Origin of the sequence: Algoriphagus sp. (genome assembly GCF_029254265.1) — a bacterium.
Classification (GTDB): domain Bacteria; phylum Bacteroidota; class Bacteroidia; order Cytophagales; family Cyclobacteriaceae; genus Algoriphagus.
In genome coordinates this window covers 1-23,660 of sequence record NZ_JAQWXX010000039.1, presented here as the reverse complement: position 1 = coordinate 23,660, position 23,660 = coordinate 1, and the positions used below count along the sequence as shown (strand labels likewise).

Here is a 23,660-nt window from a genome sequence, read left to right as displayed (position 1 = left end):
AATACCTTTAAAATGTCCCAAAATCAGCCCCATAAGCTATTTTTATTAGATGCGATGGCATTGATCTATCGTGCACATTTTGCCTTTAGCAAAAACCCCCGAATCAACTCCAAGGGATTGAATACTGGAGTCATGATGGGATTTACAAATACCCTACTTGAGGTATTAGATAAGGAAAAACCTACCCACATTGGGGTGGCTTTTGATACCAAAGCCCCAACTTTTCGGCATGTTCAATTTGAAGCATACAAAGCAAACCGCCAAGAGCAACCAGAAGATATTTCTATCGCCATCCCTTGGGTCAAAGAAATCGTCAAAGCTTTTAATATTCCCATCCTGGAATTAGATGGCTTTGAGGCAGATGATGTCATTGGAACTTTAGCCAAAAAGGCCGAGAAAGAGGACTTCACAGTTTATATGATGACACCTGACAAGGACTATGGGCAGCTGGTGGATGATCATATTTTTCTTTACAAACCGGCATTTATGGGAAATGGGGTCGATGTCATGGGCCCAAAACAAATCTGTGAAAAATGGGATATAGAGAGTGTTGATCAAGTTCGAGATATTCTCGGTCTAATGGGAGATGCAGTGGATAATATCCCGGGAATCCCAGGAATCGGTCAAAAAACAGCTGTGAAGCTCCTTAAGGAATATGGAACGGTCGAGGAACTCATCAAAAACACAGCTGACCTTAAGGGTAAGCAAAAAGAGAATGTGGAAAACTTTGCGCAGCAGGGAATTCTCTCAAAGGAACTTGCTACCATCAAAATCGACGTGCCGATTGACTTTGTGCATGATGATTTGAAATACGATGGAATAGACGAGGAAAAACTTCGGACGATATTTACTGAACTCGAATTCCGAACACTAGCCTCTCGGGTTTTTAAAAAATCTGGAGAAAAGGCTTCAGTACAGAAAAATGAACAGTTGGGCCTTTTCGGCGCAGCTCCTGTTGCTACTTCAACTCCTTTCAGTTCTGATGATTTTGAAGAGGAAAGTGTAGAAATCTCTGAAAAAGCACCCGCGGACACCATTCACTCCAATCTTCACAATTACCATAAAATCAAAGGGGAGGATGCCATCAAGGAATTGCTGGAATACCTTCAGATGCAGACTGAGCTTTGCTTTGATACCGAGACGACTTCAGTAAATGCCATGGAAGCCGAATTAGTCGGAATTTCCTTTGCCTATGTCACTGGTGAGGCTTATTACATTCCTTGTTCAGAAAACCAACAAGAAACTCAGGCGATTTTAGAACTTCTTCGCCCACTTTTTGAAAATGAGGAAATTCTAAAGATTGGCCAAAATATCAAATACGATATCCTAGTACTGAAAAACTATGGCATTGAAGTCAAAGGTGCACTTTATGATACCATGCTTGCTCACTATCTGATTGAACCCGAAGGAAAGCATTCCATGGATTGGCTGGCCGAGCAATACCTGAACTACAAACCGGTATCCATTACAGAGTTGATTGGAAAAAAAGGCAAGAATCAGGGAAATATGCGTGACGTAGATGAGGATGAGGTGACAGGCTACGCTGCTGAAGATGCTGACATCACACTTAGATTAAAATCTGCATTTGATCCTATTTTGAAAGAAAATCAGTTGGAGAAACTCTTCAATGAAGTGGAAAATCCGCTGATTAATGTTCTGGCGGATATGGAGTTTGAAGGCGTAAAAATCGATACAGAAAGTCTCGCCGAGCTTTCTGTTTTATTGGAAAAAGAAAGTCAGGAGATTGAAAAGCGGGTGTATGAGATTGCTGGAGTTCGCTTTAACCTCGCTTCGCCAAAGCAACTAGGTGATGTGCTTTTTGAAAAATTGAAACTGGATCCAAAAGCCAAAAAAACCAAAACCGGGCAATACGCTACCGGAGAAGAAATCTTGAGCAGATTGGCTAATGAACATGAAATCGCACAGGCGATTTTGGATTATCGGCAGATGATCAAGTTGAAATCAACCTATGTGGATTCTCTTCCGCTATTGATTAATCCGAAAACCGGTCGTATCCACACTACTTACAATCAATTTGTCGCAGCAACGGGGAGACTTTCTTCGGTAAATCCGAATCTTCAAAATATTCCGATTCGTACAGCACGAGGACGGGAAATCCGGAAAGCATTTGTCCCTCGGGACGAAAATCACATCCTACTTGCAGCAGATTATTCACAGATTGAGCTTCGGATCATGGCGGAGTTTTCTGGGGATGAATCCATGCTAGAAGCATTCAAAAACGGCCGTGATATTCACGCCACTACTGCAGCAAAAATTTTCCAAGTTCCCCTGGAAGAAGTCACCACAGATATGCGTCGAAAAGCGAAAACCGCAAATTTTGGAATTATCTATGGAATTTCTGCTTTTGGACTTTCACAACGATTAAGCATTCCAAGAGGAGAGGCCAAAGAAATCATCGATGCCTATTTCAAAGAATTTCCCGCAGTCAAAGAATATATGGACGGCGTGATCGCCAAAGCCCAGAAAGACGAATATGTGGAAACTATCCTTGGCCGACGTCGCTATCTTCGAGACATCAACAGTCGAAATATGAACATGCGTGGCTTTGCGGAGCGAAATGCAATCAATGCGCCGATCCAAGGCTCAGCAGCTGATCTGATCAAAGTGGCCATGATCCATGTCCACAATTGGATGAAAACCAAAAATCTAAAATCCAAAATGATCCTACAGGTTCATGATGAATTGGTTTTTGATGCGCACAAGGATGAAATCGAGATTCTCAAGGCCAATATCCCAGGCCTTATGTCGAATGCAATCAAAATGAAAGTTCCAGTCGAAGTCGAAGTGGGAACGGGTATGGATTGGCTAGAAGCGCATTAAAATTTATAATTGAAAAATTTAAAGTTTAAAATTAGTCATTGAAGAAACTGAATAGCTAATTGAAACATTCGGGTCCACAAAATCTAGTACCTCGATACCTATCTCTCCATATATCTTAAATCGTATTTTACCACTGTAATTCTAAATGTCAAAAACCAAAACCTCTTTTTTCTGCCAAAACTGTGGCTCCCAAAGTGCCAAATGGATTGGAAAATGTCCCGCCTGCGGGGAATGGAATACCTATGTAGAAGAAGTAATCCAAAAGGAAGAAAGTGGAAAAGGCAACTGGAAGTCTCCTGCTTCCGGGATGAAAAAGGCAAATACACCGCGAAAAATTCAGGAAGTCAAGTACGAAGAACAAGCCCGATGGGTCACTCGGGACGGAGAGCTTGATCGGGTTTTGGGCGGGGGAATAGTGCCAGGATCGCTGGTCCTGATTGGGGGTGAACCAGGAATTGGTAAGTCAACTCTGATGCTTCAGATCGCCTTGATGCTACAAGGCAAAACTGTGCTTTATGTTTCCGGAGAAGAAAGCGAAGCCCAGATCAAAATGCGGGCAGATCGCATGGAAGCCAAAAATCCGGATTGCTATGTGCTCTCCGAAACGAATACCCAACAGATTTTCCAACAGATCGAAGTACTCAAGCCTGATTTTTTGATCATTGACTCAATCCAGACTTTGAATAGTCAGTACGTGGAATCAGCAGCAGGATCAGTTTCTCAGGTCAGAGAATGTACGGCTGAATTGATGAAATTTGCCAAAGAAACCGGAACGCCCGTATTCCTTATCGGTCATATTACGAAAGATGGATCGATCGCCGGCCCAAAAGTATTGGAGCATATGGTAGATACCGTTTTGCAGTTTGAAGGAGATCGGCACTTGACGTATCGGATCCTTCGAACTTCGAAAAACCGCTTTGGCTCTACGCATGAACTTGGAATCTATGAGATGCGTGCAGAGGGGCTTCGAACTGTCGCAAATCCTTCAGAGATACTCTTGACCCAGCGGGAAGAAGTGCTCAACGGCGTGGCAATCGGAGCGATGATGGAGGGAAATCGCCCGTTACTAATTGAAATCCAGTCCTTAGTGAGCCCAGCGACCTATGGAACTCCTCAACGAAGTAGTACAGGACATGATGCCAAGCGGTTGAATATGCTTTTGGCAGTCTTGGAAAAACGAGGAGGTATGCGGTTAGGACAGCAAGATGTATTTCTGAACGTGGCAGGAGGAATCCGGGTAGATGATCCTGGCTTGGACTTAGCTGTTTGTGCCTCCTTGATCTCCAGCTACGAGGACACCCCTGTCTCAGAGGAACTTTGCTTTGCCGGGGAGATAGGATTGGGAGGAGAGATCCGTGCAGTGTCCCGAATTGAAAACCGAATTGCAGAAGCTGAAAAGCTGGGCTTTAAGAAAATCATCGTCTCCAAATACGCGATCAAAGGGCTAGACTTAAAGAAATATAAAATCCAGGTGATTGCCGTAAGTAAGCTGGAGGAGATGTATCAAAGAATTTTTTAGGAGGGCAGGCTTATATGACATATTTCCTTAGTCGACTAAGAGGTCACATTTTTATTACCGCAGCGGGCGGTACTGAATAAATAGGAAAATCAATATCTTTAAGAAGTCAGGAATAGGCTTAAAGCTAACGGCTCCGAATGCCCCCGTCTCCAAGCTAAATCCCATAATCACTTATAAATTTTTAAATGAATGCTGTCCGGTATTGGATCCATTCAATAAAAAGCGAAGATTATAAGGGAATGCACCAGCCAAAAAAAACAACAACTTAGCAATGGCATACGATGAATATTTAGCCGAACGAATCGAGCGAATTCTAATGGATCGAAAGGTCAATTTTTATCAAAAAGCGATGATGGGTGGTTTGGTCTTTATGGTAGAAGATAAGATGTGTATAGGAATCGTCCGAGATAAAAAAACTAATGAAGATCGAATTATGGCTCGAATCGGTGAGGCAGCAGAAACTCAATATTCCAATCGGATTGGCTGCAGATCCATGGAATTTACCGGTCGACCGATGAAGGGTTTTGTGTTTGTTTATCCAGAAGGCTATGACTTGGATGAAGACTTGGAGTTTTGGGTGGATTTAGCTTTAAAATTTAATCCATTTGCTAAAAAGAGTAAAGGAAGGAGTTGAAGGTATTTTTGGTTTTGTTCTATAATTTCTAGATTACACACAACCGCCTCCTAAATTTGGGCGTTCAAAAGCTTCAACGAAATACATCAAACTATGAAAATGAAACTCGTATTTGCTTTAGTCCTAGGTCTAGGAATTTTTTCTTGCAAAGAAAGTGAAGATCCAATTACGCAGAGTTCGCTACAATATTTTCTGGTAGGCATTCAGCCTTCTTGGGCTCCTAATATGGACTTTATTCCAGTTTCCGATTCGCTTTATTATTATCAGTTCAATGACGATGGGACATTCCTAAAGCGAGTAGGAGACCAAACTGCTAAAGGAACTTTTAAAGACCCTGAGATAGCTGATTTTGAAGGAATTGTATTGACTTTTGAGGACCAGGATAGCAACCTTATACATAGCTGTTTTCGTGGTGAAGAATACCTGAATAATTTGGGAAACAACGAATTGGCAGGCACTTGGCAAGCCTGTGATGGTCCTACTCACTTTTTCAAAGCGATTTACAATCCTAATAATTTGAATTGAGCCTGTTTCTTTTTAGTTATTAACTTTGAAGGATGACCCATTTTTTTCAAAGAAATCTCACGCTTGCTCCTTTCCCTGCTGGCTATCATTTGATCACCGAACATGTGGAGAATGCCATTCCCGAAATCAAAACTATCCAAATCGGATTTCTCCAGATTTTTATTCAGCACACTTCTGCAGCACTTACAATTAATGAAAATGCTGATCCGACCGTTCGGAAAGACTTTCAAACCTTTGTAAATGAATTAATTCCGGAATCTTATCCACGGTTTATCCACACCTATGAAGGTCCGGATGATATGCCTGCGCACATTAAAGCCAGTTTTTTTGATAGTAGTCTCCAAATTCCCATTACAGGTGGAAAACTCAATCTTGGAATTTGGCAGGGAATTTACCTTTGTGAATTTCGGCGTCGGGCAAGTGGTAGAAACCTGATATTAACTGCGTTTGGCTGTTGATGAATCGTTCTATTGTGAAGATTATCAGCAGATTTTACCATTAATATAAAAGCGAATGGATAGGTAGGTTATGGGAATAACTTTGTGTGCTACCCCCAACCTATGAAAAGCTTATTTTATACGTTATTTCTGTCAATTTTTTTCCAGTCGGCTTTTGCCCAAAAAGAAGCATTACCCGATCAGGGCAACGCATTCGCATTTAAATTAAAAGAGCCAATCAAATTGGATGGGGTACTGGACGAAGCGATTTGGATGGATGCCGAAGGTTGGAATGGGGATTTTATGCAATACTTTCCCTCTGATACTTCCAGAGCCCAGATAAATACAAGAGTAAAAGTCGCATTTGATGATAACAATATCTATTTGGCTGCGATCATGGAAAACAATGAGGATCGGAAATACATTTCCACCTCTTTGCGTAGAGATTATCGAGGAGAGGCTAATGATGGGGTAACCTTTGTATTTGATACCTTTAATGATAAGACTAATGCATTTCAGTTTGGAGTAAATCCCTATGGTGTGCAGCGGGAAGGCCTGCTTTCAAATGGAGGATCTCGGTCGGAAGATCTAAGCTTGGCTTGGGATAATAAGTGGTTTGCTGAAGCGACTATCCTTGAAGATCGCTGGGTAGTAGAGGCAATCATTCCGCTTTCTACCATTCGATTTCAGGATGGCGCACAAAACTGGAATGTGAATTTTTACAGAATTGATAGTCATTTGCCAGAGCGAAGTACTTGGGCGCCAATTCCACGAAATTTTTCCATTATATCCTTAGCGTTTTCACGAAAGCTTATTTTCGAAGAACCTTTAAAAAAGAACTCAGCAAATATTTCGTTGATCCCTTACATCGCTGGTAGAACATCAAAAAACTTCATAGAAGGCACTTCTGAAAAACCCACTCCAGCAGTAGGTGGTGATGCAAAAATTGGAATCGGGCCAGCGTTGAATTTGGATTTGACGATCAATCCGGATTTTTCTCAGGTAGAGGTCGATGAACAGGTGACCAATCTGGACCGTTTCGAGATTTTCTTTCCTGAGCGTCGGCAATTCTTCCTAGAAAATGGAGATTTGTTTGCAAGCTTTGGACACCCATTGGCTAGACCGTTTTTTTCGAGAAGAATTGGGGTAGATCGTGATGAAAATACAGGTCAGAATATCCAAAATAGGATAATTTATGGTGCTAGACTTTCAGGAAAAGTCACCGACGATTGGCGTGTCGGCATGATGAATATGCAAACTGCAACCGACGATGAAGCTGGGATTTCAGGAAAAAACTTCAGCGTTCTGGCCTTACAAAAGAAGGTTTTCAATAGATCAAACATCGGGATGATCTTCGTCGATCGTGAATCCTTAGCTTTGGATGAGTACCAAAGTTTATTTGACCCGACGGCTTATAATCGTTTGTTGGGATTGGAATACAACTTGGCTTCAGCAGACAATAAATGGACAGGAAAGGCATTTTATCACCGAACCTTTGAAAAGGATATAGGAAAAAAACCAGGTACGTTCAATGCATACGTACTCTATAATGACCTTCATTGGCGCTGGAGCATCAGCTATTTAGATATCGGAGAAAGCTATAATCCTGTAGTAGGCTTTGTGCCGAGGGTAGATTACAAGCGCTTCAATCCAGATATCTCTTACAGCTTCTTCCCTCAATCACGGATTATTAATCGTCATGGTCCAAAAATAGAATACGAACTTCGCTGGAATGAAACCCTAGGAACCACTGATCGGGATTTTAATGTTGGCTATGAAGTGAGATTCCAATCTTTGGCTCAATTTACTTTGACCCAGAAGAATAGATATATCTATTTGTTCAATGATTTTGATCCGACTCGAACTGGTGGGGAGCCTCTCCCTGCTGGCACTGGTTATTACAATAATACAGTAGAGTTTCAGTTTCAAAGCAACCCTCGTAAAGCATTTAATGTAAACCTTCGGTCAGAGTTTGGGGATTATTTTACTGGATCGATCGCAACCTTTAGGGGAGAAATGGGTCTTCGAATGGGATATACTGCGAATATTTCGATGAACTTCAGTTACAATAAAATTGAGCTTCCGGAACCTCAGAATGATGCAGATTTATTTTTGATCGGACCTCGAATTGATCTAACGTTCACCAAGAGTCTTTTCTGGACTACCTTTATCCAGTACAATAATCAGATTGATAATTTGAATATTAATACCCGTCTGCAGTGGAGATTTGCGCCAGTTTCAGACTTCTTCTTGGTCTACACAGACAACTATTTCCCGGGAGACTTTATACCAAAGCAACGTAGCCTAGTACTTAAGTTGAATTATTGGTTGAATATTTAAGGATTTGGGGAGCCAAAAAGATTCTCCATTTTTCGGAGGATTTTTCCTTTGAAATAGCTATTCCAGATTTGTTCTATGGTACCATCTGGTGAAATTAAAATATATGTTGGCCAGACATTTACTTGATAAAGTTTCGTCACATAACCTGCCTCATCCCACAAATCTGTCCAAGTAATAATTTCTTTATGATTTTTTGCCGTATTCAGCCAAGTGTCTTTTGAGCGATCATCCCAGATACTGATTACCGAAAGCTCATCCCCGAATCGTTCATGAATTTCTTTGATTTCAGGAAGTGCTTCAATGCATGGTTTGCATCCGGTAAAAGAAAACTCCAAAAGCCGATATTTTCCATCGTAATCCGAAAAGGCTATTTCTTTTCCTTCTCTGCTTTCAAGTTTAAAATCACGGCTTAATCCTCCTTCTACAGGTTCCCAAGATTCTGTTAGTAACAGATCAGCTTGAAATCTTTTTAGAAAATTTAGTTCTTGTAATTCCGATGGAATGGAAGCAATAGCGGTAGCGAGCTCTTCTTGAGAAAACAAATCTGATTTCGAAACGAGCCACTTGACCCCGACTTCCTTGTCCAGATTTTCTAGGATTAATTCCTTTTGAACAGAGCCTTCCGACAGTTTTATTTGCTCTGAAATTTTGGTGTAAGAATGAATTGGATCAATGCTCCAGGAAGACAGGTCAGTCACATTGCCAGTTATTGAATAGCTACCCTCACCAACCCAAAATGAATAGCTACCCTCACCAACCCAAAATGAGCGTTCACCAAGAATTTTCCCATTGTTTTTTAAATGTAAGAATGAGATTTGCTTGGGACTGGATAATTCTGCTGAAAGTACTCCTTCCATACTTTCGGAACTCTGGTATCCTTGTCCAGCAAAATTTGTCTGGATAAATTCATTTTTCGGAAGAGTTCCTTCCTGTTTGATTTTTACTTTGGTTTCTTGAGCATAATTTGCTTGAAAACTGAGGAAAAAGGCAAAAAACAACAAGACTAATTTTTGCATAACATAACGATTTTCCCTTTTTCACGGGAAAATTGGAATGAGGGTTTAGTTTTTAGAAGCCTCCACCCGCATTTTCGCACCCGTCATCAATATCCTTCTAAAACCATCTTTCGTATCCGAGCTGACTTCTTTTCCCAAGACTTTTACCTTGGAATAGGCTTCTGGAATCTCAATTGAAACTCCCCATTTCTTCTCACTTTGTTCTACTTCTATCGCCAGCTGATCCCCAGACTTTTCGTAGCGTAACGAGATCACATTATCCCCAATGATCACTTTTTGGATGCCGGCATTTTCCCAATCCGATGGCATTTGTGGGCGAATGTAAATCACCCGATTTCCGGCGTCTGGCTGAATTCCGAAAAACTGCGTAATGATCGGAACAGCGAAACTATACATATTCCAAGCCTGGGTAAACATCCCATAATCCGGAGAAACTTCGTAGATCGAGCCGGGAAGCGCAAAACCAAAACTTCGAGTCATCCGCTTGAGGTAATCTAAAGCCGCATCTGGATTTCCATAGTTATTTTCTCCAATGGCTTGTACGCCTGTCGGCAAAGTCATCACAGCACCTGTGTAAGAGAAAATTTTACTTCCTTCAAAAGTGCCATCCTCAGATTCCGCCTGCTCATCCCGATCGATTCCGGTGACAAAGACTCCAAAAGGATTGGTATATTTTCGGCCTGTTGCCAAAGCTATTTTTGCCTTTTCCGGATCGGCTATTCCAGTTTCCATCGGCGTGTTTACAACCCAATTATGATAAAGCACAAACCCCTGTTTCTGATCTTTAGGAAGTGTGGATAACTTTGCTTTTGTAGTTTTCAATTCTTCCACTGCCCAAGGCTTACTCAAGGTATCTGCACGGATAATCGCCCCGTCTATCAGATGCAATGCCTCTTCGGCTGTCCCAATAAAATCAGCATAGGAACCAAATTCCGGCACCCAAAAATCTCGATTTATTTTTTCAGCCAGCGCATCAGCTGTTTGTTGATAACTTTCTGAAAGATCTGTTTTCCCAAGAATTTCAGCCATTTTAGCAGCATCCGCAAAGGCTTTTTGACTGTAAGCAGCCACATCGATCATCTCTGATTCCAGCCCATGAATCTCCATCATGCCATATCCATCTGCAAGTAGGTTTCCGTCTTTATCGTTTTCCTGAAGCAGCCATTCCAGTCCTTTTTCCACACTGGGAAAATAACGTTCCAAAAACTCCCGGTCTCCAGTCCAGCGATAAACTTCCCAAAGCATCGATGCCCATTGTGGTGTTTCATTGATATTTCCGGGATTGAATACTGCTCCATTGGTGCTGACTTCATGGACGATTCGCCCATTTCCATTCTCTTTTTCTGATAGAGAATGAATCAATTCTATTGTAGAATAAACCAAGTCTTTCCGTCCTGTATTGATTAAACCTTGAATGGTATATTCGCTATCCACCCCAAACCACCAGGGATAATCTTGCAATCCTGCTCCAAAACCTCGGCCGATTCCCGGTACATCACGAATCAACCAGTCCGTATTGTATTTGATCCACTCATAAGCTTGCTGAAGTTCTGAATCAGGAATTTGGATCTCGGCAGTTTGCTTCAGCATCTCAAATCGAGACTTTTTGGCAAACCAATCATCTACATAGTTAGACTTCAAATCTGCAAAGGTCTCTAGAGCTGCTAGATTATTCTCATCAGAGCCTGAAACAAAAATGGGAATATTGAGAGACGCTCCAGCCGGTATGATCAAATCAATGGCGGCACCAGCAGCAGCACCATTCCCTTTTGGGCTCATCTCACAGCTGATTTCAGCTGGACTAAATGGGAATTCGGAGCTACTTCCCCAGATTGTGTACCAATCATTCCCTTGGTCATTTCCAGTAAAAATCCCAGTCTGCTCATCAAAGGAAATCACATCTGTGCTATCCATCATCCCAGTGCGCTCACCCAGCCAAACAGGCATCAAATCCACATAGGCATTAAATTGGAACTGAATAGATTTCTCCGACTTATCCACATTCTTTATTTGGAACAAAATGACCATTCCAGGTTTTCCATCCGGCACAAAATGTAATCGACTCACCTCCAATCCCAAGTTGCTTGTCTCAAATTCAATAGTGTTGGCAATGGAGTAATTGGTGAAGGACTTGCCTTTGTCCAAACAAATGCTTGTTTCCCCAGAGCTAATTGAAGCCGTAAATCCATCCATCAATTTGATCGGATGCATCCAGATTCCTCCCATTTCCCCTTCTACATGCCAACCCATATCCGGAAAAGTACCATCCTGATTTCCGATCAGGTAAAGCCGATCCCCTGCAGCGGTAAAAGGGCTGCCTAGATAGGTTGATTTTCCGGTTAGACTTGGAAGTTCCACGAGGCTTTCATCCAGTTGATCTTGTGGAGTTTTTGGGCCACTACATGAAAAGGCGATAAAAAGAAGAAAAAGAGGGTACTTGTACATTTTTGATTTTACTTGTTTAGGACTTGGCCGATTTCTCGCCAAGTGATCAATTTGATATTGTTTTTTTCGATCAAAGCTTTGGCTCTCTCGCTAGTGAAAAAATCGTAATCTACCTGTCTCCATGGAGCGTGATACGTGTCATGATCTTTTGTCACAGCGTTCATTTCTTCATCATCAAATGCAAGATGAATCAGCATCACATGAACTCCAGGTGGAAGTTCATTGAGAGACATGGTATAAAATGCGTCCATTCCAGCCAGATAATCTTCCGGATTGGCCATGATGATTTGATCGATTACTGGAATTTTTTCCAAGTCAATTCCGTCAAATAATTTTGCATTTGGCTTTATCAGTCCTTCCATAAGTTGGGTATTGATCATAGCAGGAATTTTGAGCTCTTGCGCGATTTTCAAGTAACTCACCAAATATTCTAATCTTCCATAGAAAACACAGCCCATATGAGAGTCTAAATGTGTAGGAGTGATTCCCATTTGATTAGCAGCTTTGATCTGTGCACGGATTTCTTTTTCCACTTCTTCGGGACTTGCATTTGCTGCGACTTGCGCACAATCGGGATACATATGCCCTTTTTCATCTGCCAAGCCAGGTACAGCGGTCTTGCCTGCCTCCGGTCCCCAATTGAAATTCAGCCATTCGTTTGTCAGCGTAATATGAATTCCGATATCTGCATTTGGCATTTCCTTCGCCATTTTCCCCACTTCAGCAGACCACCCGGTAGGCACCATCATGCTTGTGGAGGTTACCAGCCCTTTTTTCATCGCATCAAAAGTCGCTTTGGTCTGTGAATGCGAGACGCCCACATCATCTCCATGAATGATTAGAAGCTTAGCATCTTTTGGGTACCCGAGCTTTTCTGCCAGATTTTGTGAAAAGGCAAGATCAGGGATGAAAGCCAAGACAAGGAGAACGAAAGATATCTTTTTCATGTGTTTATATTTTGATTTTTAATGGTCACATGGAATGCCATAGATAATTATCCCTTGTGTGAGAAGTTCCTTCTCATGGGCATTTCATATGATTATAATTTGTTTTTTAAAGGCCACATAGCCTGTCCCGTCCCGATTTTTATCGGGATCGGGAGAATCTCGCATCCAGCATAATTATCCAAGTGTGCGAATTTTTAGACATGCTAGATTTCATGATTATCAGTTTTGAAGACTCAAAATAGCCAATTTCAAAGGAAATTAATTTTTTGCGGGTTCAAAACACTTGTATTAAACAGCCTGTTGAACAAGTATGAAATTTAATAGGGTAATCGTTTGGTTTCGGAATGACTTAAGGGTAAAAGATAATGTTACTCTTACCAAGGCTGTTCAAAGTGGAAAAGAGATTTTACCCGTTTATTGCTTTGATCCGAGGATGTTTGAAAAAACTGAACTCGGTATCCCGAAGACCGGATATTACCGGGCGAAGTTTCTGATTGAAGCGGTGGCAGACTTGCGTGATACGCTCCGTGAACTCGGAGCAGATTTGATAGTCCTTCAGGGAAAACCAGAAGAGGAATTAATCAAACTGGCAGAAAAGTATGAGGCACAGGCGATTTATTTTTCAGAGGAAGTCACTTCTGAAGAACGGCATGTGGATAACTTTCTAGAAACTAACGCATACGCAAAAGGAATTGCCACCGAGAGCTTCTGGCAGAGTACACTTTACCATTTGGATGATCTGCCGTTTCCTGTCAATCAATTACCTGAAGTTTTTACACAATTCAGAAAGTCAGCGGAAAAAATGTCGGAAGTAAGGGCAGAATACCCTAACCCTATTTCCATAAATTATCCCGGAACAGAGGTCATATTTAGCTCTGGAGAAATTCCAAAATTGAATCAATACGGATTGGAGGAGTCGATGCCAGCGTCAAGTTTGGTGTTAGGTTTTGATGGTGGAGAACGACCTGGAATGCGGCGAATCCAATCCTATTTTTGGGAAAAAGACTTATTACAAAATTATAAACAGACCCGGAATGGGTTAATTGGGACGGAATTTAGTTCGCGTTTTTCAGCTTGGTTGGCCTTGGGATGTATCTCTCCAAGGACGATTTATTACGAAGTAAAGCGCTATGAAAAAGAGCGAAAAAAGAATGACAGCACTTATTGGCTGATCTTCGAGCTGATTTGGAGAGATTATTTCCGATTGATCTCTAAGAAGCACGGAGATCATATTTTTCAAATTTCCGGTATCAAAAATCAAATGGACTCCTGGCGTAGGGATAGCGCAGATTTTCAGCGCTGGTGTGAGGGGAAGACAGGAGTCCCATTTGTTGATGCCAATATGCGGGAATTGAATCGTACGGGTTTCATGTCAAACAGAGGCCGTCAAAATGTTGCAAGCTTTCTAGTCAATGATCTGGGAATCGATTGGACCTGGGGGGCGAGTTATTTTGAGAGTAAGCTTATTGACTATGATGTCTGCTCCAACTGGGGAAATTGGATGTATGTAGCTGGAGTGGGAAATGACCCTCGAGAAAACCGCTACTTCAACATTCTTCGCCAAGGGAAAAACTATGACAAAAACGGGGACTATGTCCGAATGTGGCTCCCAGAATTAAGCGCTATTAAAGGCTTTGATATTCATCAGCCATATGAGTTATCCACATCCAAACTTAAGGAGTTAAATATCGAATTTGGAAAGACTTATCCACATGCTATGGTGGAGATGGAGAAGTGGGTTTAATAGTTTTTTCTTTAACAGCAAAGCTTTCTTTTTTAACCGCAAAGCTCACAAAGGTTTACGCTGGGGACACAAAGGTTTCTTTACCCTCAAAGTTCACAAATAGAATTTTTAACCACGAAGGACGCCAAGGTTTTCGCAGAGATTTACTCGGAGGAACCAAAGACCAATTAAAACCCTAGCCTCCGTTTCTGTCTAAGGAGCGGGTCATTTTTTTGTCAAACTTTTTCAGAATGACAAATGGTAAGGGAAACTAAAGGAGCGGAAAAACTTACTTTTGCAAAGTTTTCTCCTCAGTTTTCTTTTTTTGATGCAGGTAATTCGGTTTCCAAAAAAGAAAGAACCATCCGATACTCCAGAAGGTGTAGTGAAAAATAAAACTATAATAGGTCCATGGCTCGGATAAGAAATCAAACTCAAATCGTAATTCTGGGTAAACATATCCTTCATTCATAAAAACCATGGGAATCGCGTAAATCAGTGGCCACCACCAATCCTTTTTGAGATAGACTTTAAAAAGCTTCATTTTTAAATCTAATAACTAAATTCAAATTCTTTCAAATCTGCTGGGATCATTTTTTCCCGAGCGAGCTCTAACCCATAAAGGTATTCTCCCAATTCTGCAAAAAAAGTTTGGCCGCGGTTCGGAGGCTCAAACGATTTATTTTTAGTTAAAAAAAGTGAGTGGAGACACTCACATAGGCAAAGAACATCAATTATTCTTCTCAAATTTTTCCGCCTTTTTTTTTCTAAAATCTGGATCTAACCGCCATAAAATAAAATAAGAAAACGCTGACCAGTAGATGATATTAAATATAAGTTTGAAGTAGGACCGTGGCTCAACAATAAAACACCAATCAAATCCCTGCTTTAATCCTACATATCCATCTGACAGAATCACCGATATAATACCGTATAAAAGGATGGACCACCAAAAGGTCTTCAAAAAGAGTTTAGGTTCAACAAGTTTCATTTGTCTAAATTTGATTTGGAAAGCAATTTAAATCAATATGCATATCTGAAATTGCATCAGTAAAAGGGGAAATGAAAAGCGACTTTATATATGGTAAACACTAGCATTGATGGTACTTCGGTCACCCGTCATCGGTCTTCCAGCCAGATAAGCAAAGAAAAGGAGGTCGCTGGCATCATTTCAGATAATCAGATAAATCTAATAACTAAACTCAAATTCTTTCAAATCTGCTGGGATCATTTTTTCCCGAGCGAGCTCTAACCCATAGAGGTATTCTCCCAATTCTGCAAAAAATGGAAATCCGATTTCATCGTATTCATAGGCATCATCATTGAGTGTTTCGTCGGCATTGACATAGATTACTGCAGTCACAAAAAATTCTACGCCTGTTTCAAAATCAACATAGTAACTAGCATCAAGCAGGTGACCATAGGCTTCACCGGTTTTATTGAAAAGCCTGAAATTGGAGGGAATTGGGGCTTTATTCATTCCATCCTTGTAAAACTTCGAATAGGAATCCCAATATTCTGATTGTGGATAACTCGGATAATCACTTTCCTTAGGAAGCATACTCATATACTTCAAGATCAAATTTCGATGATCTTCTGAAAGATTAAATCGCTCTGCATCAGGAAAAGCCATGGGAAATATGATTCGTTGAACCACTCCATGTAGATCAGAAATCGCAAACTTGTTTTTGAAAGTAAACTCCATTCCATGTTCAATCAGGGAATCTCCACTGTAATAAGCTCGCCCGATCACCGGTTTTTCAGCATTGGAATAAATCACTTCGGTTTGTCTTGAAGGAATTTCATGAATTAGATTCCCGGACTTATCCACAAATCGAATGGGGTTAAACATCCGGTTTTCTTCAGGACTTGCTGCAAAGCTCAGGCGATGATTGATGATCGTATGGTTCATTCCTTTGTCAGCTAGTTTCTGATTGATATAGTCCTGACCTAGCAATTCATATAGTCTATTGTAGGCATCATTATCGGATACCAACAGGATTTTTTTGATGTATTGCCCGATGCTCGGAAGGGAATCAATCGCTGAGTTATCCACCAAAGCGGGAACTTGTGAGGGATGAATGGAATCGGTGAGCATAATCGTATTTTCATCCAAACCCGGAATATTTTGCTCTTCCAGCCACTCCAAAGCTAAGATCGCCACGGGCAATTTCACTGTACTCGCAGGATAGAAGTATTTCTCATCATCTAAGTTGAAGGCATAATCCGTCATCAGTGGATTCCCGTGTTCATTTCGCTCAATACGGGTGTAAAGAATCTGAACTTGATATTTCTCTTTATTTTCCAAAACCTCTTTTAAGATTGGAAAATCTTCCAAACCATCTTTAAATGGAGCTTTTTCGGTTGGCTGACAAGCCGAAAACAACAAAGCTAGAAGTGCGAAAGAAACAAGAATACGCATGATTTAGAATTTTGTGGTTGATAACTCAATTAGCTTTCCAGCTAAAAGATCCAAGTCCTCTTTCAAATGAAAGCCCGAAATGACTATCCGATTTAGCCTAGGATCTTTGCTCGTTGGGTATGGAAATGAAGAAGTAATGATTCCTCCTTGTTCTAATTTTTCTACCCAAGTATTTTCCGAGTAGTTGAAAACGGGATATTCCGAAGAACCTTTGATCTCCGTGAGATGAGAAATTTGCTTTTGGAAATAACTCAGATTGGTGGATAACTTCTCTTTTTGTTGAAGGTACAAGTCCTGACTTTCAAGAAATGCCTTTAAATATCCAGGGGGGCAAGGTGAAGCTCCGCCGTAAATAGGGAGTTGTAAAATCTCTTTTTTGGTCGCCATATCACAGAGAATTATTCCAGCTGGTAGCCCCAGCCCTTTTCCGATTGATCCCGAAACAAGCACTTTTGCAGGAAGATTTTTTAAGTTGGAATACGTTCCAAAAATTCTTTTTCCAATAACGCCAAAAGCATGGCTATCATCGATCAAAACAGAAAGCTCATGTTTTTCTCCGATGGGTTGAAGCCAATCGTAGTCATGAATTTCGGAGTGGAGCGGGTCAACTGCATTGCCCAAAATCAAGATTTTTTGAGGAATTAGTTTTTCACTTTTTTCCAAACATTCCGCTTTCCAAGACTCGAAGCTTTGCTTTGGATCCGGAGTTAATTCCTGGGGCAAAATCGCCGGATGCGTATCCGGAGCGACCCAAATCGTATTGGCCTCATTTTGTAGGAATCTTAGCGCAGCGGTACCAGCCAGATAGCCCGAACTCATTACTATTGCGGCTTCGGATTCTGCATTTTTTGCAAAAAATTCCTCAAACTTATCATAGACTTTCAGTCGGACATTATTGCCACGGCTTTGCCCATGATTCAAGCCATATTTCTTAAGACCTTCGATCACCTTTTCCTGAAACTCTGGAACGATCCCCATCCCCAAGTAAGCCGTACCGCTGAAATAACGGTATTGCTTTCCTTGGTGATCGATGATCCGATCAATTTTTTGCTCCAGATTGAAGATGTTCAAGATGCTTGGTTTTACTTGGCAAAAATCTGTGTAGGATCTTGGAATGATTTGAATTCCAATGCATTTCCGCAAGGATCCAAAAAGAACATAGTTGCTTGCTCACCTACTTCACCCTTGAATCGGATGTAAGGTTCGATCACGAATTCGATCCCATGCGCCTTTAATTTATCCGCCAAATCATGCCATTCTTCCCAAGGCAAGATCGCTCCAAAGTGTCGGACGGGTACGTTTTTTCCGTCTACCGCATTGGTCTTTGCCTGAGCCAATTCATCTGGCTTCACATGGGCTGAAAGTTGATGACCGAAGAAATTGAAATCGATCCATTTATCGGTACTTCGGCCGATGTCGCAACCTAACAGATCTCCGTAGAAAGCTCGTGTCTCTTCGATGTCCCGAATAGGGAAAGCTAGGTGAAAAGGTTTAAATTGGCTCATATTGCTAAATTAGTGGGTATTTTTATGCAACCAAATTTAGGATTAAAATCATCAAAAAATGAATCCAAACAAATCTGTTTCACTGGTATTGGGCAGTGGTGGCGCCAGAGGGATGGCACATATCGGCGTGATCGAAGTATTGGAGGAGCGGGGATATAGCATTAAGGAAATTGCGGGGAGTTCGGTGGGTGCGCTTGTCGGAGGAATTTATGCAAAAGGAAACCTTGCTGATTTCAAAGATTGGATCTGTGATCTAGGCCGTGTGGACGTTTTTGGTTTGATGGACTTTTCATTTTCCAGCCGAGGATTCATCAAGGGAGATAAGGTTTTTTCAGAGTTAAAAAAAATCGTCGGTGAATGCCTGATCGAAGAATTGGATTTTCCATTCTGCTGCAATGCAGTGAATTATTTGGAAGGAACGGAAAAGGTGTTCGAATCAGGAAGCTTGTTCGCTGCTATTCGGGCATCATCCAGTATTCCTACCCTGGTACAGCCTGCCGTGATTGACTTCAAGGAATACATCGATGGAGGTGTCCTGAATCCACTTCCTATGGATCTCTTGAAAAATTCCAAAGAGAATCTGGTGATCGCAGTCAATCTGAATGCACTTGGCGGTAGCTATCTGAATCCTCCTAAAAAAGCTCATGATGGAAAAAGCCTGATCAAAATGCCAGGCTGGATGAAAGACTATCAGAAGAAAATGACTAGCTACTTCGAAACTGAGCATAAATCTCCCAAAAATAAAAGTTTGGGCTCACTCGACCTGCTCAACCGTTCCATGGAATTGCTTCATGATCGGGTTTCTTACCTCACTTTGGAAAAGTATCCTACTGATATTTTAATTGAAATCAGCAAAAAGCAGGCAAGCACGATGGAGTTCTATCGAGCTGCGGAATTGGTAGAAATCGGAAGAATAAAAATGACTGAAGCCTTAAATAAACTCGAAAATGCAGCCCAGTGAACTGAATCGATTGCTTGGAAATATTGACATCTATCTTCTGGATCAGATTTTAAAAGCTCGCTTTTCCAAGGAGATGAAGATTCTGGATGCAGGCTGTGGGGAAGGTAGAAATGCCGTTTACTTTCTCAATGCAGGATATCAGATATTTGGTTTTGACCAGGAGGAATTGGCGATCCAATACCTGCGATTTGTAGCAAAAAGCTTGCAGCCAAACTATGATTCCCATCGCTTTCAGGTTGGAACGATGGAAGAAATCCCTTTTCATAAAGATGCTTTCGATGCAGTGATCTGTTCAGCGGTTTTGCATTTTGCAAATGATGAGGAAAATTTCTGGCAAATGATGAATGAAATGCTTCGGGTTTTAAAGCCGGGAGGAATACTCTGGTTTCGGATGTGTACAGGATTTGGAGGGATATTGGAGAAGAGTACTGAATTGGGAGGTGGGAGATATTTGTTGCCGGATGGTTCGGAGCGTTTTGTTTTACAGCAAAAGCATCTGGATAAAATTCTCAAAATGGGATTTCAATTTTTGGAAGCACCCAAAACGGTTTTGGTTTTAGGACAACGGGAAATGGGGGTTTTTGTATTGGAGAAAGAATAGTTTGTTTTACTCCAAAAAAGGGGCAAATAATCTGCACAAATTGAGGATAGAGTCATTTCGACTGAAGCGAGCGGAAGGAGAAATCTCAATTAATATCGAAGAGATCTCTCCCCTTGGTCGAGATGACTAAAGATTAGTTATCGATCAAATAATGAAGCATTAGATAAATTTAAATCCATGGAATTACAATACGCACTTGAATTGACCGGAACCTTCGTCTTTGCGATCTCGGGTGCTTTGGCCATTCGGGAGCGAGAGCATGATTTGTTTGGGGCCGGATTCACGGGTTTTATCACCGCAATCGGTGGAGGTACACTTCGGGATATTTTGTTGGATAGCTATCCACTGGTATGGATTGGAGATATTTGGTTTTTATATGCAATTCTTGCCGGAGTTTTAGCAGCATTTATTTTTCCTAAATTTTTGAGCCGCCTTCGGAAAACCTTCTTTTTGTTTGACACCCTTGGGATAGGTTTTTTTACCGTTTTGGGTGTGGAAAAGGCATTGAGTTTGGGCGTGCGACCAGAGATTGCTGCGATTATGGGGATGTTTTCTGCAGTGATGGGCGGAGTGATACGGGATACGTTGACCAATGAAATCCCAGTTCTTTTCCGAAAAGAAGTCTATGCATCTGCTTGCTTAGCTGGAGCGATTCTCTACTTGCTGCTGAATCACTATGGCGTTCCTCGGGATTACAACCTATTGATCTCCATGTCTCTGGTGATCAGTATCCGTCTGATTTCGATGAAGTATAAGCTGAGTTTGCCGAGATTGGGATAGGAAATTTGAAAAGAGAAAATATTAATTTTCAATAACTCGGGTGGCTGATGAAAAGTAATGTCCCAATAGATTTATGACCTGTGCCAGAATTGACTAGAGCATTTCAGTTAAAATGGTAAAACCTAATGCGGTTTCTTTTTTATAAAAAAGCTTTCCTCCTTCAATTAAATAAGGCATCTGATTAATTTTTCCGATGACTTTCCATTTTTCTACTGTAAAGCTTTCTACCTCCCAAAGCTGGTAGTTGAGTTCATTTTTTGGTTTTACTACAACATATTTTTTCTGGGACTGAAAATCAATATAGGGTTTTACTATTTCCATCGATTCTAAAAAAATCGATGTTGGTAAAGTCTTGATCTTTCTATTCAAATAGTAAAATTCTTGGGAATTTCTTTTGAAAAATATATATCCCTCACCAGGTTCAAAAATAGCAACAGGATCCGATTGGCTACCTAGATAAGGCTTGGATAAAGGATTCAAAGGTGGATTATTTTTGAATTTTCCAGACAGTAAGAACATATGACTTCTATCTATTTCACCTCCATAATATCTATTTGAGGCCATCACTCCGTCAAACCTTCCTTGAAGCAGGGAAATCTGTATTTCAAAAAGTTGAGTTTGGTTTTTCCTCCCTTGGTATCTAATTAGCTCAATCCAAGCAACTTTCCCATCTGCCAGGACTTTGGTGGGAAACTCGTAATTGATGGTTTTAATCCGATCAACGTGTTTGATAGTAAATACGGAGTCTAATTTCAGTTGATTATTTTCTATTTTCCCTTTAAGAGAAGTATGTCCAACTACTGTAAAAGTTGAATCAGAAGTTTTTATAATTTTTTCAAATCCTTGTAAAAAACCTGAGACTGTATCGATTCCCAAGTTTTGATCATTCATTAGAATGAGTTTTGATCGATTGGCGTCGGCAGGATTTAAAAAGACTGCTACTTTGTATTTACCAAAAGGAGCCCATTCTGTGAGATTACAATTAATGCAACTGTAAATGATCTCTTGATTTAGTGAAAAGGCAAAAATTAAGAAAAAGATATAGTTAAAGAGAAAGTTCATCATCTAATCCATCAAAATTTTTCTTATTTCCTCCTTTTCTATCCCCTTTAATTTTTGCCAAGAAATCCAGTTATTGTGATCTAATTCAATTAAAAAGGGCTCAAAAACTCCAGTTTCATAATAAACGAAAGTATTGGATGTGTCGATAAAAATATTTTTTGGAATGGGATTTTCCGAAATATTTTGAGTTAAAATAACTTGATCAACACCCTCACAATCTCCAGATAAACACAAATCCAAAACTTCACGGATACAAGCTTCACAATTTTGATTTGGAATGATCAATACTTTTTGTTTTGTATTTAACTTGATACCAGTGGATTTTAAATAGTCTTGTAAAGCTTCTTGATAAGGATATTGCTTTTCCCTACAACTAAATAGCATCCAAATTAATATAAACAAAATCTGCAAAGTCCTCATTTTCATCATTAATTTTCTTAATTAATACACCATTCTTATAGGGAAAAGAAATGGGGAGAAACAATTCTTTTTCAGGTAAACCCATAGTAAAAATTGTATCATTTCCACTTAGGTTTTTCCATATAATCTTCCATTTCCCAAAAAGCTTTGAGTTTAATTTTCCTTCTACATCTTTGAGATCTTGGGCTTCTTTTTCAAATCTAATTAGCTTGTTTTCATGATAGATAGTTTTCAAAAACCAAGTTTCGGTGATGGTCATATTGGATTCTTTTTGAAGATCGGGGTTTTGCCTGTCCATTCCTCTGAATGTTCGAAATTCTGAGGAAGAGAGCATAAATCCGCTTTGTTCTTTTCCTTGATAGTCAAAAACGGTTATACGCTCCTCAATTGGAAAAGAGAGAAAAATCAACTTCTCAGAATAGGACAGGGACGGCTCGCCTAGAAGTCCATAATAGTATTTTTGATAGCTATTGGGCCAGGTGCCGACCGTTTTTGAATCATCGACTAAGAGTACATCGTGAGAATAATATTCCTTTGATAGAAAATCTTCTTTAGGTGTAATAGGCCAAACAGAATGATTTGAATCGATTTTTGGCTTTGACGAAAATTCATGAACGATATTGAAATTATAATCAGCCAGTGTTTTTTGGTTTTCGAGGTTCACCAGTCTAATAATTTCTTTCTTATTTGTTTCAAAGGAGATATTTAATCTTACCTTTTTTATTGGATCTATTGCTGTAATCCCACAGTCCAAAAATGCTATGGATTCAACATTTCCAATGCCAAAAGGTCCCTCTTCAGAAAGGAAAATGCGATTTTCGAATGACCGACTATCAAGATTATAGATGTCTATAGAATAGATTGATGAATTCCAGATGGCTAGTTTATTTTGTTTCACATCATAAATCCAATCTTCTATGATCGATGAATCGTTTAGTGCGAGCCTATAATCTTCCCCTTTATAGTTTTGAGAGACGTAAGTTACTGTGGTATTTTGTTTACATGAAAACAAAATAAACAGGAGCAGAACAGATTCTGCCCCCCAAAAATAAACTCGCTTAGTCAACCGCATCGGCAATTGATTCTACTGTTTTTACTACATCAGGACCTATTTTTATCCACTCCTTTAGTCCTGGGCATCCAGCATAGGTAGTACAACCTGTGCCTGTCTTTTTACATTTAGTAGATCCATCTAAAAGGCAAGTGGTTTGTCGCCAAGTAGGAGTCTCTTGTTCTTCTGCTGATTCTTGTGTGAATGCATTCTTTGGCGAAAAAAAGCCAATCATGGCCATCATTGGTAGAATTAAAATTAATCTTGATTTTTTCATGATTTATAAAGTTTATTGTTAATAATTTAAGAATAATATGTATATCCGCAATCTTGCCAGTATGATTAAATCGAAGCAATGATGAGTCTGTCAAAGAGTTTTTGACCGAAGTATCTTCTGTTGAGCTTGTAACAAAACTCGTCTAGGTAATTCT

21 protein-coding genes are annotated in these 23,660 nt (G+C 40.4%); 10 read left to right on the top strand and 11 right to left on the bottom strand.

Annotation, left to right across the window (positions count from 1 at the left end):
• The first annotated feature begins 12 nt into the window (after window positions 1-12).
• The 6 genes from polA to P8O16_RS05185 all read left to right on the top strand — a co-directional run bounded on the left by polA (window position 13) and on the right by P8O16_RS05185 (window position 8,296).
• Window positions 13-2,841, top strand: coding sequence for a DNA polymerase I (gene polA, locus P8O16_RS05210; protein WP_300311566.1), 2,829 nt, complete (start codon window positions 13-15; stop codon window positions 2,839-2,841).
• Between the two features lie 145 nt (window positions 2,842-2,986).
• Window positions 2,987-4,360, top strand: coding sequence for a DNA repair protein RadA (gene radA / locus P8O16_RS05205; protein WP_075348885.1), 1,374 nt, complete (start codon window positions 2,987-2,989; stop codon window positions 4,358-4,360).
• 271 nt (window positions 4,361-4,631) lie between these two features.
• Window positions 4,632-4,994 carry a TfoX/Sxy family protein gene (locus P8O16_RS05200; protein ID WP_300311565.1) on the top strand — a complete coding sequence of 121 codons (363 nt, stop codon included), beginning with the start codon at window positions 4,632-4,634 and terminating at the stop codon, window positions 4,992-4,994.
• A 93-nt stretch (window positions 4,995-5,087) separates the two neighbouring features.
• Complete coding sequence (locus tag P8O16_RS05195; RefSeq protein ID WP_300311564.1) at window positions 5,088-5,519, top strand: hypothetical protein; 432 nt, start codon at window positions 5,088-5,090, stop codon at window positions 5,517-5,519.
• 32 nt (window positions 5,520-5,551) lie between these two features.
• Entirely contained in the window at window positions 5,552-5,977 is a 426-nt protein-coding gene (locus P8O16_RS05190; RefSeq protein ID WP_300311563.1) for a secondary thiamine-phosphate synthase enzyme YjbQ, read from the top strand.
• Window positions 5,978-6,079: 102 nt separating this feature from the next.
• Window positions 6,080-8,296 (top strand): DUF5916 domain-containing protein, encoded by a 2,217-nt coding sequence (locus P8O16_RS05185; RefSeq protein WP_300311562.1) that lies wholly within the window; start codon window positions 6,080-6,082, stop codon window positions 8,294-8,296.
• Here the strand turns inward: P8O16_RS05185 and P8O16_RS05180 are convergent.
• From P8O16_RS05180 to P8O16_RS05170, 3 genes are read right to left on the bottom strand one after another with little or no spacing between them, the layout of a single operon-like run.
• The gene (locus tag P8O16_RS05180) at window positions 8,293-9,312 is read right to left on the bottom strand and encodes a TlpA disulfide reductase family protein (protein WP_300311561.1); all 1,020 of its coding nucleotides are present in this window, start codon (window positions 9,310-9,312) and stop codon (window positions 8,293-8,295) included. The two genes, P8O16_RS05185 and P8O16_RS05180, sit on opposite strands and share 4 nt — an antisense overlap.
• 45 nt (window positions 9,313-9,357) lie before the next feature.
• On the bottom strand, window positions 9,358-11,757 hold the full coding sequence (locus P8O16_RS05175) for a glycogen debranching protein (RefSeq protein WP_300311560.1): 2,400 nt from the start codon (window positions 11,755-11,757) through the stop codon (window positions 9,358-9,360).
• Window positions 11,758-11,765: 8 nt separating this feature from the next.
• Window positions 11,766-12,704: a polysaccharide deacetylase family protein gene (locus P8O16_RS05170; RefSeq protein ID WP_300311559.1), complete on the bottom strand. Its 939-nt coding sequence runs from the start codon at window positions 12,702-12,704 to the stop codon at window positions 11,766-11,768.
• Window positions 12,705-13,014: 310 nt separating this feature from the next.
• Here P8O16_RS05170 and P8O16_RS05165 point away from each other — a divergent pair, with 310 nt between their 5' ends.
• Window positions 13,015-14,448 (top strand): DASH family cryptochrome, encoded by a 1,434-nt coding sequence (locus tag P8O16_RS05165; RefSeq protein WP_300311558.1) that lies wholly within the window; start codon window positions 13,015-13,017, stop codon window positions 14,446-14,448.
• Window positions 14,449-14,716: 268 nt separating this feature from the next.
• Here P8O16_RS05165 and P8O16_RS05160 read toward each other — a convergent pair whose 3' ends face one another.
• The 4 genes from P8O16_RS05160 to P8O16_RS05145 all read right to left on the bottom strand — a co-directional run bounded on the left by P8O16_RS05160 (window position 14,717) and on the right by P8O16_RS05145 (window position 18,354).
• Entirely contained in the window at window positions 14,717-14,971 is a 255-nt protein-coding gene (locus P8O16_RS05160) for a hypothetical protein (RefSeq protein ID WP_300311557.1), read from the bottom strand.
• A 645-nt stretch (window positions 14,972-15,616) separates the two neighbouring features.
• Window positions 15,617-16,849: a serine hydrolase gene (locus P8O16_RS05155; RefSeq protein WP_300311556.1), complete on the bottom strand. Its 1,233-nt coding sequence runs from the start codon at window positions 16,847-16,849 to the stop codon at window positions 15,617-15,619.
• 3 nt (window positions 16,850-16,852) lie between these two features.
• Window positions 16,853-17,920 (bottom strand): aminotransferase class I/II-fold pyridoxal phosphate-dependent enzyme, encoded by a 1,068-nt coding sequence (locus P8O16_RS05150; protein WP_300311555.1) that lies wholly within the window; start codon window positions 17,918-17,920, stop codon window positions 16,853-16,855.
• A gap of 11 nt (window positions 17,921-17,931) precedes the next feature.
• Window positions 17,932-18,354, bottom strand: a complete 423-nt coding sequence (locus tag P8O16_RS05145; RefSeq protein ID WP_300311554.1) for a VOC family protein — start codon at window positions 18,352-18,354, stop codon at window positions 17,932-17,934.
• 58 nt (window positions 18,355-18,412) lie between these two features.
• Between P8O16_RS05145 and P8O16_RS05140 the strand changes: the two genes are divergently transcribed.
• The 3 genes from P8O16_RS05140 to P8O16_RS05130 all read left to right on the top strand — a co-directional run bounded on the left by P8O16_RS05140 (window position 18,413) and on the right by P8O16_RS05130 (window position 20,696).
• Complete coding sequence (locus P8O16_RS05140) at window positions 18,413-19,315, top strand: patatin-like phospholipase family protein (RefSeq protein WP_300311553.1); 903 nt, start codon at window positions 18,413-18,415, stop codon at window positions 19,313-19,315.
• Window positions 19,302-19,916, top strand: coding sequence for a bifunctional 2-polyprenyl-6-hydroxyphenol methylase/3-demethylubiquinol 3-O-methyltransferase UbiG (locus P8O16_RS05135; RefSeq protein WP_300311552.1), 615 nt, complete (start codon window positions 19,302-19,304; stop codon window positions 19,914-19,916). The genes P8O16_RS05140 and P8O16_RS05135 overlap by 14 nt, the downstream gene beginning before the upstream one ends.
• A 177-nt stretch (window positions 19,917-20,093) precedes the next feature.
• Window positions 20,094-20,696 (top strand): trimeric intracellular cation channel family protein, encoded by a 603-nt coding sequence (locus P8O16_RS05130; RefSeq protein WP_300311551.1) that lies wholly within the window; start codon window positions 20,094-20,096, stop codon window positions 20,694-20,696.
• 93 nt (window positions 20,697-20,789) lie between these two features.
• Here P8O16_RS05130 and P8O16_RS05125 read toward each other — a convergent pair whose 3' ends face one another.
• The 4 genes from P8O16_RS05125 to P8O16_RS05110 form a co-directional block, all read right to left on the bottom strand.
• Entirely contained in the window at window positions 20,790-21,587 is a 798-nt protein-coding gene (locus P8O16_RS05125) for a hypothetical protein (protein WP_300311550.1), read from the bottom strand.
• Window positions 21,588-21,761: 174 nt separating this feature from the next.
• The gene (locus P8O16_RS05120) at window positions 21,762-22,160 is read right to left on the bottom strand and encodes a hypothetical protein (RefSeq protein WP_300311549.1); all 399 of its coding nucleotides are present in this window, start codon (window positions 22,158-22,160) and stop codon (window positions 21,762-21,764) included.
• Window positions 22,132-23,250 carry a hypothetical protein gene (locus tag P8O16_RS05115; protein ID WP_300311548.1) on the bottom strand — a complete coding sequence of 373 codons (1,119 nt, stop codon included), beginning with the start codon at window positions 23,248-23,250 and terminating at the stop codon, window positions 22,132-22,134. The genes P8O16_RS05120 and P8O16_RS05115 overlap by 29 nt, the downstream gene beginning before the upstream one ends.
• Entirely contained in the window at window positions 23,237-23,506 is a 270-nt protein-coding gene (locus P8O16_RS05110) for a hypothetical protein (RefSeq protein WP_300311546.1), read from the bottom strand. Before P8O16_RS05110 ends, P8O16_RS05115 begins: the two co-directional genes overlap by 14 nt.
• Between the last annotated feature and the right edge of the window lie 154 nt (window positions 23,507-23,660).

Bases quoted from the DNA above. Each gene is read 5' to 3' on its own strand.
- P8O16_RS05190 (WP_300311563.1), top strand. From the start codon at position 5,552: ATGACCCATTTTTTTCAAAGAAATCTCACGCTTGCTCCTTTCCCTGCT.
- P8O16_RS05195 (WP_300311564.1), top strand. From the start codon at position 5,088: ATGAAAATGAAACTCGTATTTGCTTTAGTCCTAGGTCTAGGAATTTTT.
- P8O16_RS05175 (WP_300311560.1), bottom strand. From the start codon at position 11,757: ATGTACAAGTACCCTCTTTTTCTTCTTTTTATCGCCTTTTCATGTAGT.
- P8O16_RS05180 (WP_300311561.1), bottom strand. From the start codon at position 9,312: ATGCAAAAATTAGTCTTGTTGTTTTTTGCCTTTTTCCTCAGTTTTCAA.
- P8O16_RS05140 (WP_300311553.1), top strand. From the start codon at position 18,413: ATGAATCCAAACAAATCTGTTTCACTGGTATTGGGCAGTGGTGGCGCC.
- P8O16_RS05125 (WP_300311550.1), bottom strand. From the start codon at position 21,587: ATGAATGATCAAAACTTGGGAATCGATACAGTCTCAGGTTTTTTACAA.
- P8O16_RS05170 (WP_300311559.1), bottom strand. From the start codon at position 12,704: ATGAAAAAGATATCTTTCGTTCTCCTTGTCTTGGCTTTCATCCCTGAT.
- P8O16_RS05145 (WP_300311554.1), bottom strand. From the start codon at position 18,354: ATGAGCCAATTTAAACCTTTTCACCTAGCTTTCCCTATTCGGGACATC.
- P8O16_RS05110 (WP_300311546.1), bottom strand. From the start codon at position 23,506: ATGAAAAAATCAAGATTAATTTTAATTCTACCAATGATGGCCATGATT.
- P8O16_RS05185 (WP_300311562.1), top strand. From the start codon at position 6,080: ATGAAAAGCTTATTTTATACGTTATTTCTGTCAATTTTTTTCCAGTCG.
- radA (WP_075348885.1), top strand. From the start codon at position 2,987: ATGTCAAAAACCAAAACCTCTTTTTTCTGCCAAAACTGTGGCTCCCAA.
- P8O16_RS05130 (WP_300311551.1), top strand. From the start codon at position 20,094: ATGGAATTACAATACGCACTTGAATTGACCGGAACCTTCGTCTTTGCG.
- P8O16_RS05165 (WP_300311558.1), top strand. From the start codon at position 13,015: ATGAAATTTAATAGGGTAATCGTTTGGTTTCGGAATGACTTAAGGGTA.
- P8O16_RS05160 (WP_300311557.1), bottom strand. From the start codon at position 14,971: ATGAAGCTTTTTAAAGTCTATCTCAAAAAGGATTGGTGGTGGCCACTG.
- P8O16_RS05115 (WP_300311548.1), bottom strand. From the start codon at position 23,250: ATGCGGTTGACTAAGCGAGTTTATTTTTGGGGGGCAGAATCTGTTCTG.
- P8O16_RS05135 (WP_300311552.1), top strand. From the start codon at position 19,302: ATGCAGCCCAGTGAACTGAATCGATTGCTTGGAAATATTGACATCTAT.
- P8O16_RS05200 (WP_300311565.1), top strand. From the start codon at position 4,632: ATGGCATACGATGAATATTTAGCCGAACGAATCGAGCGAATTCTAATG.
- P8O16_RS05155 (WP_300311556.1), bottom strand. From the start codon at position 16,849: ATGCGTATTCTTGTTTCTTTCGCACTTCTAGCTTTGTTGTTTTCGGCT.
- polA (WP_300311566.1), top strand. From the start codon at position 13: ATGTCCCAAAATCAGCCCCATAAGCTATTTTTATTAGATGCGATGGCA.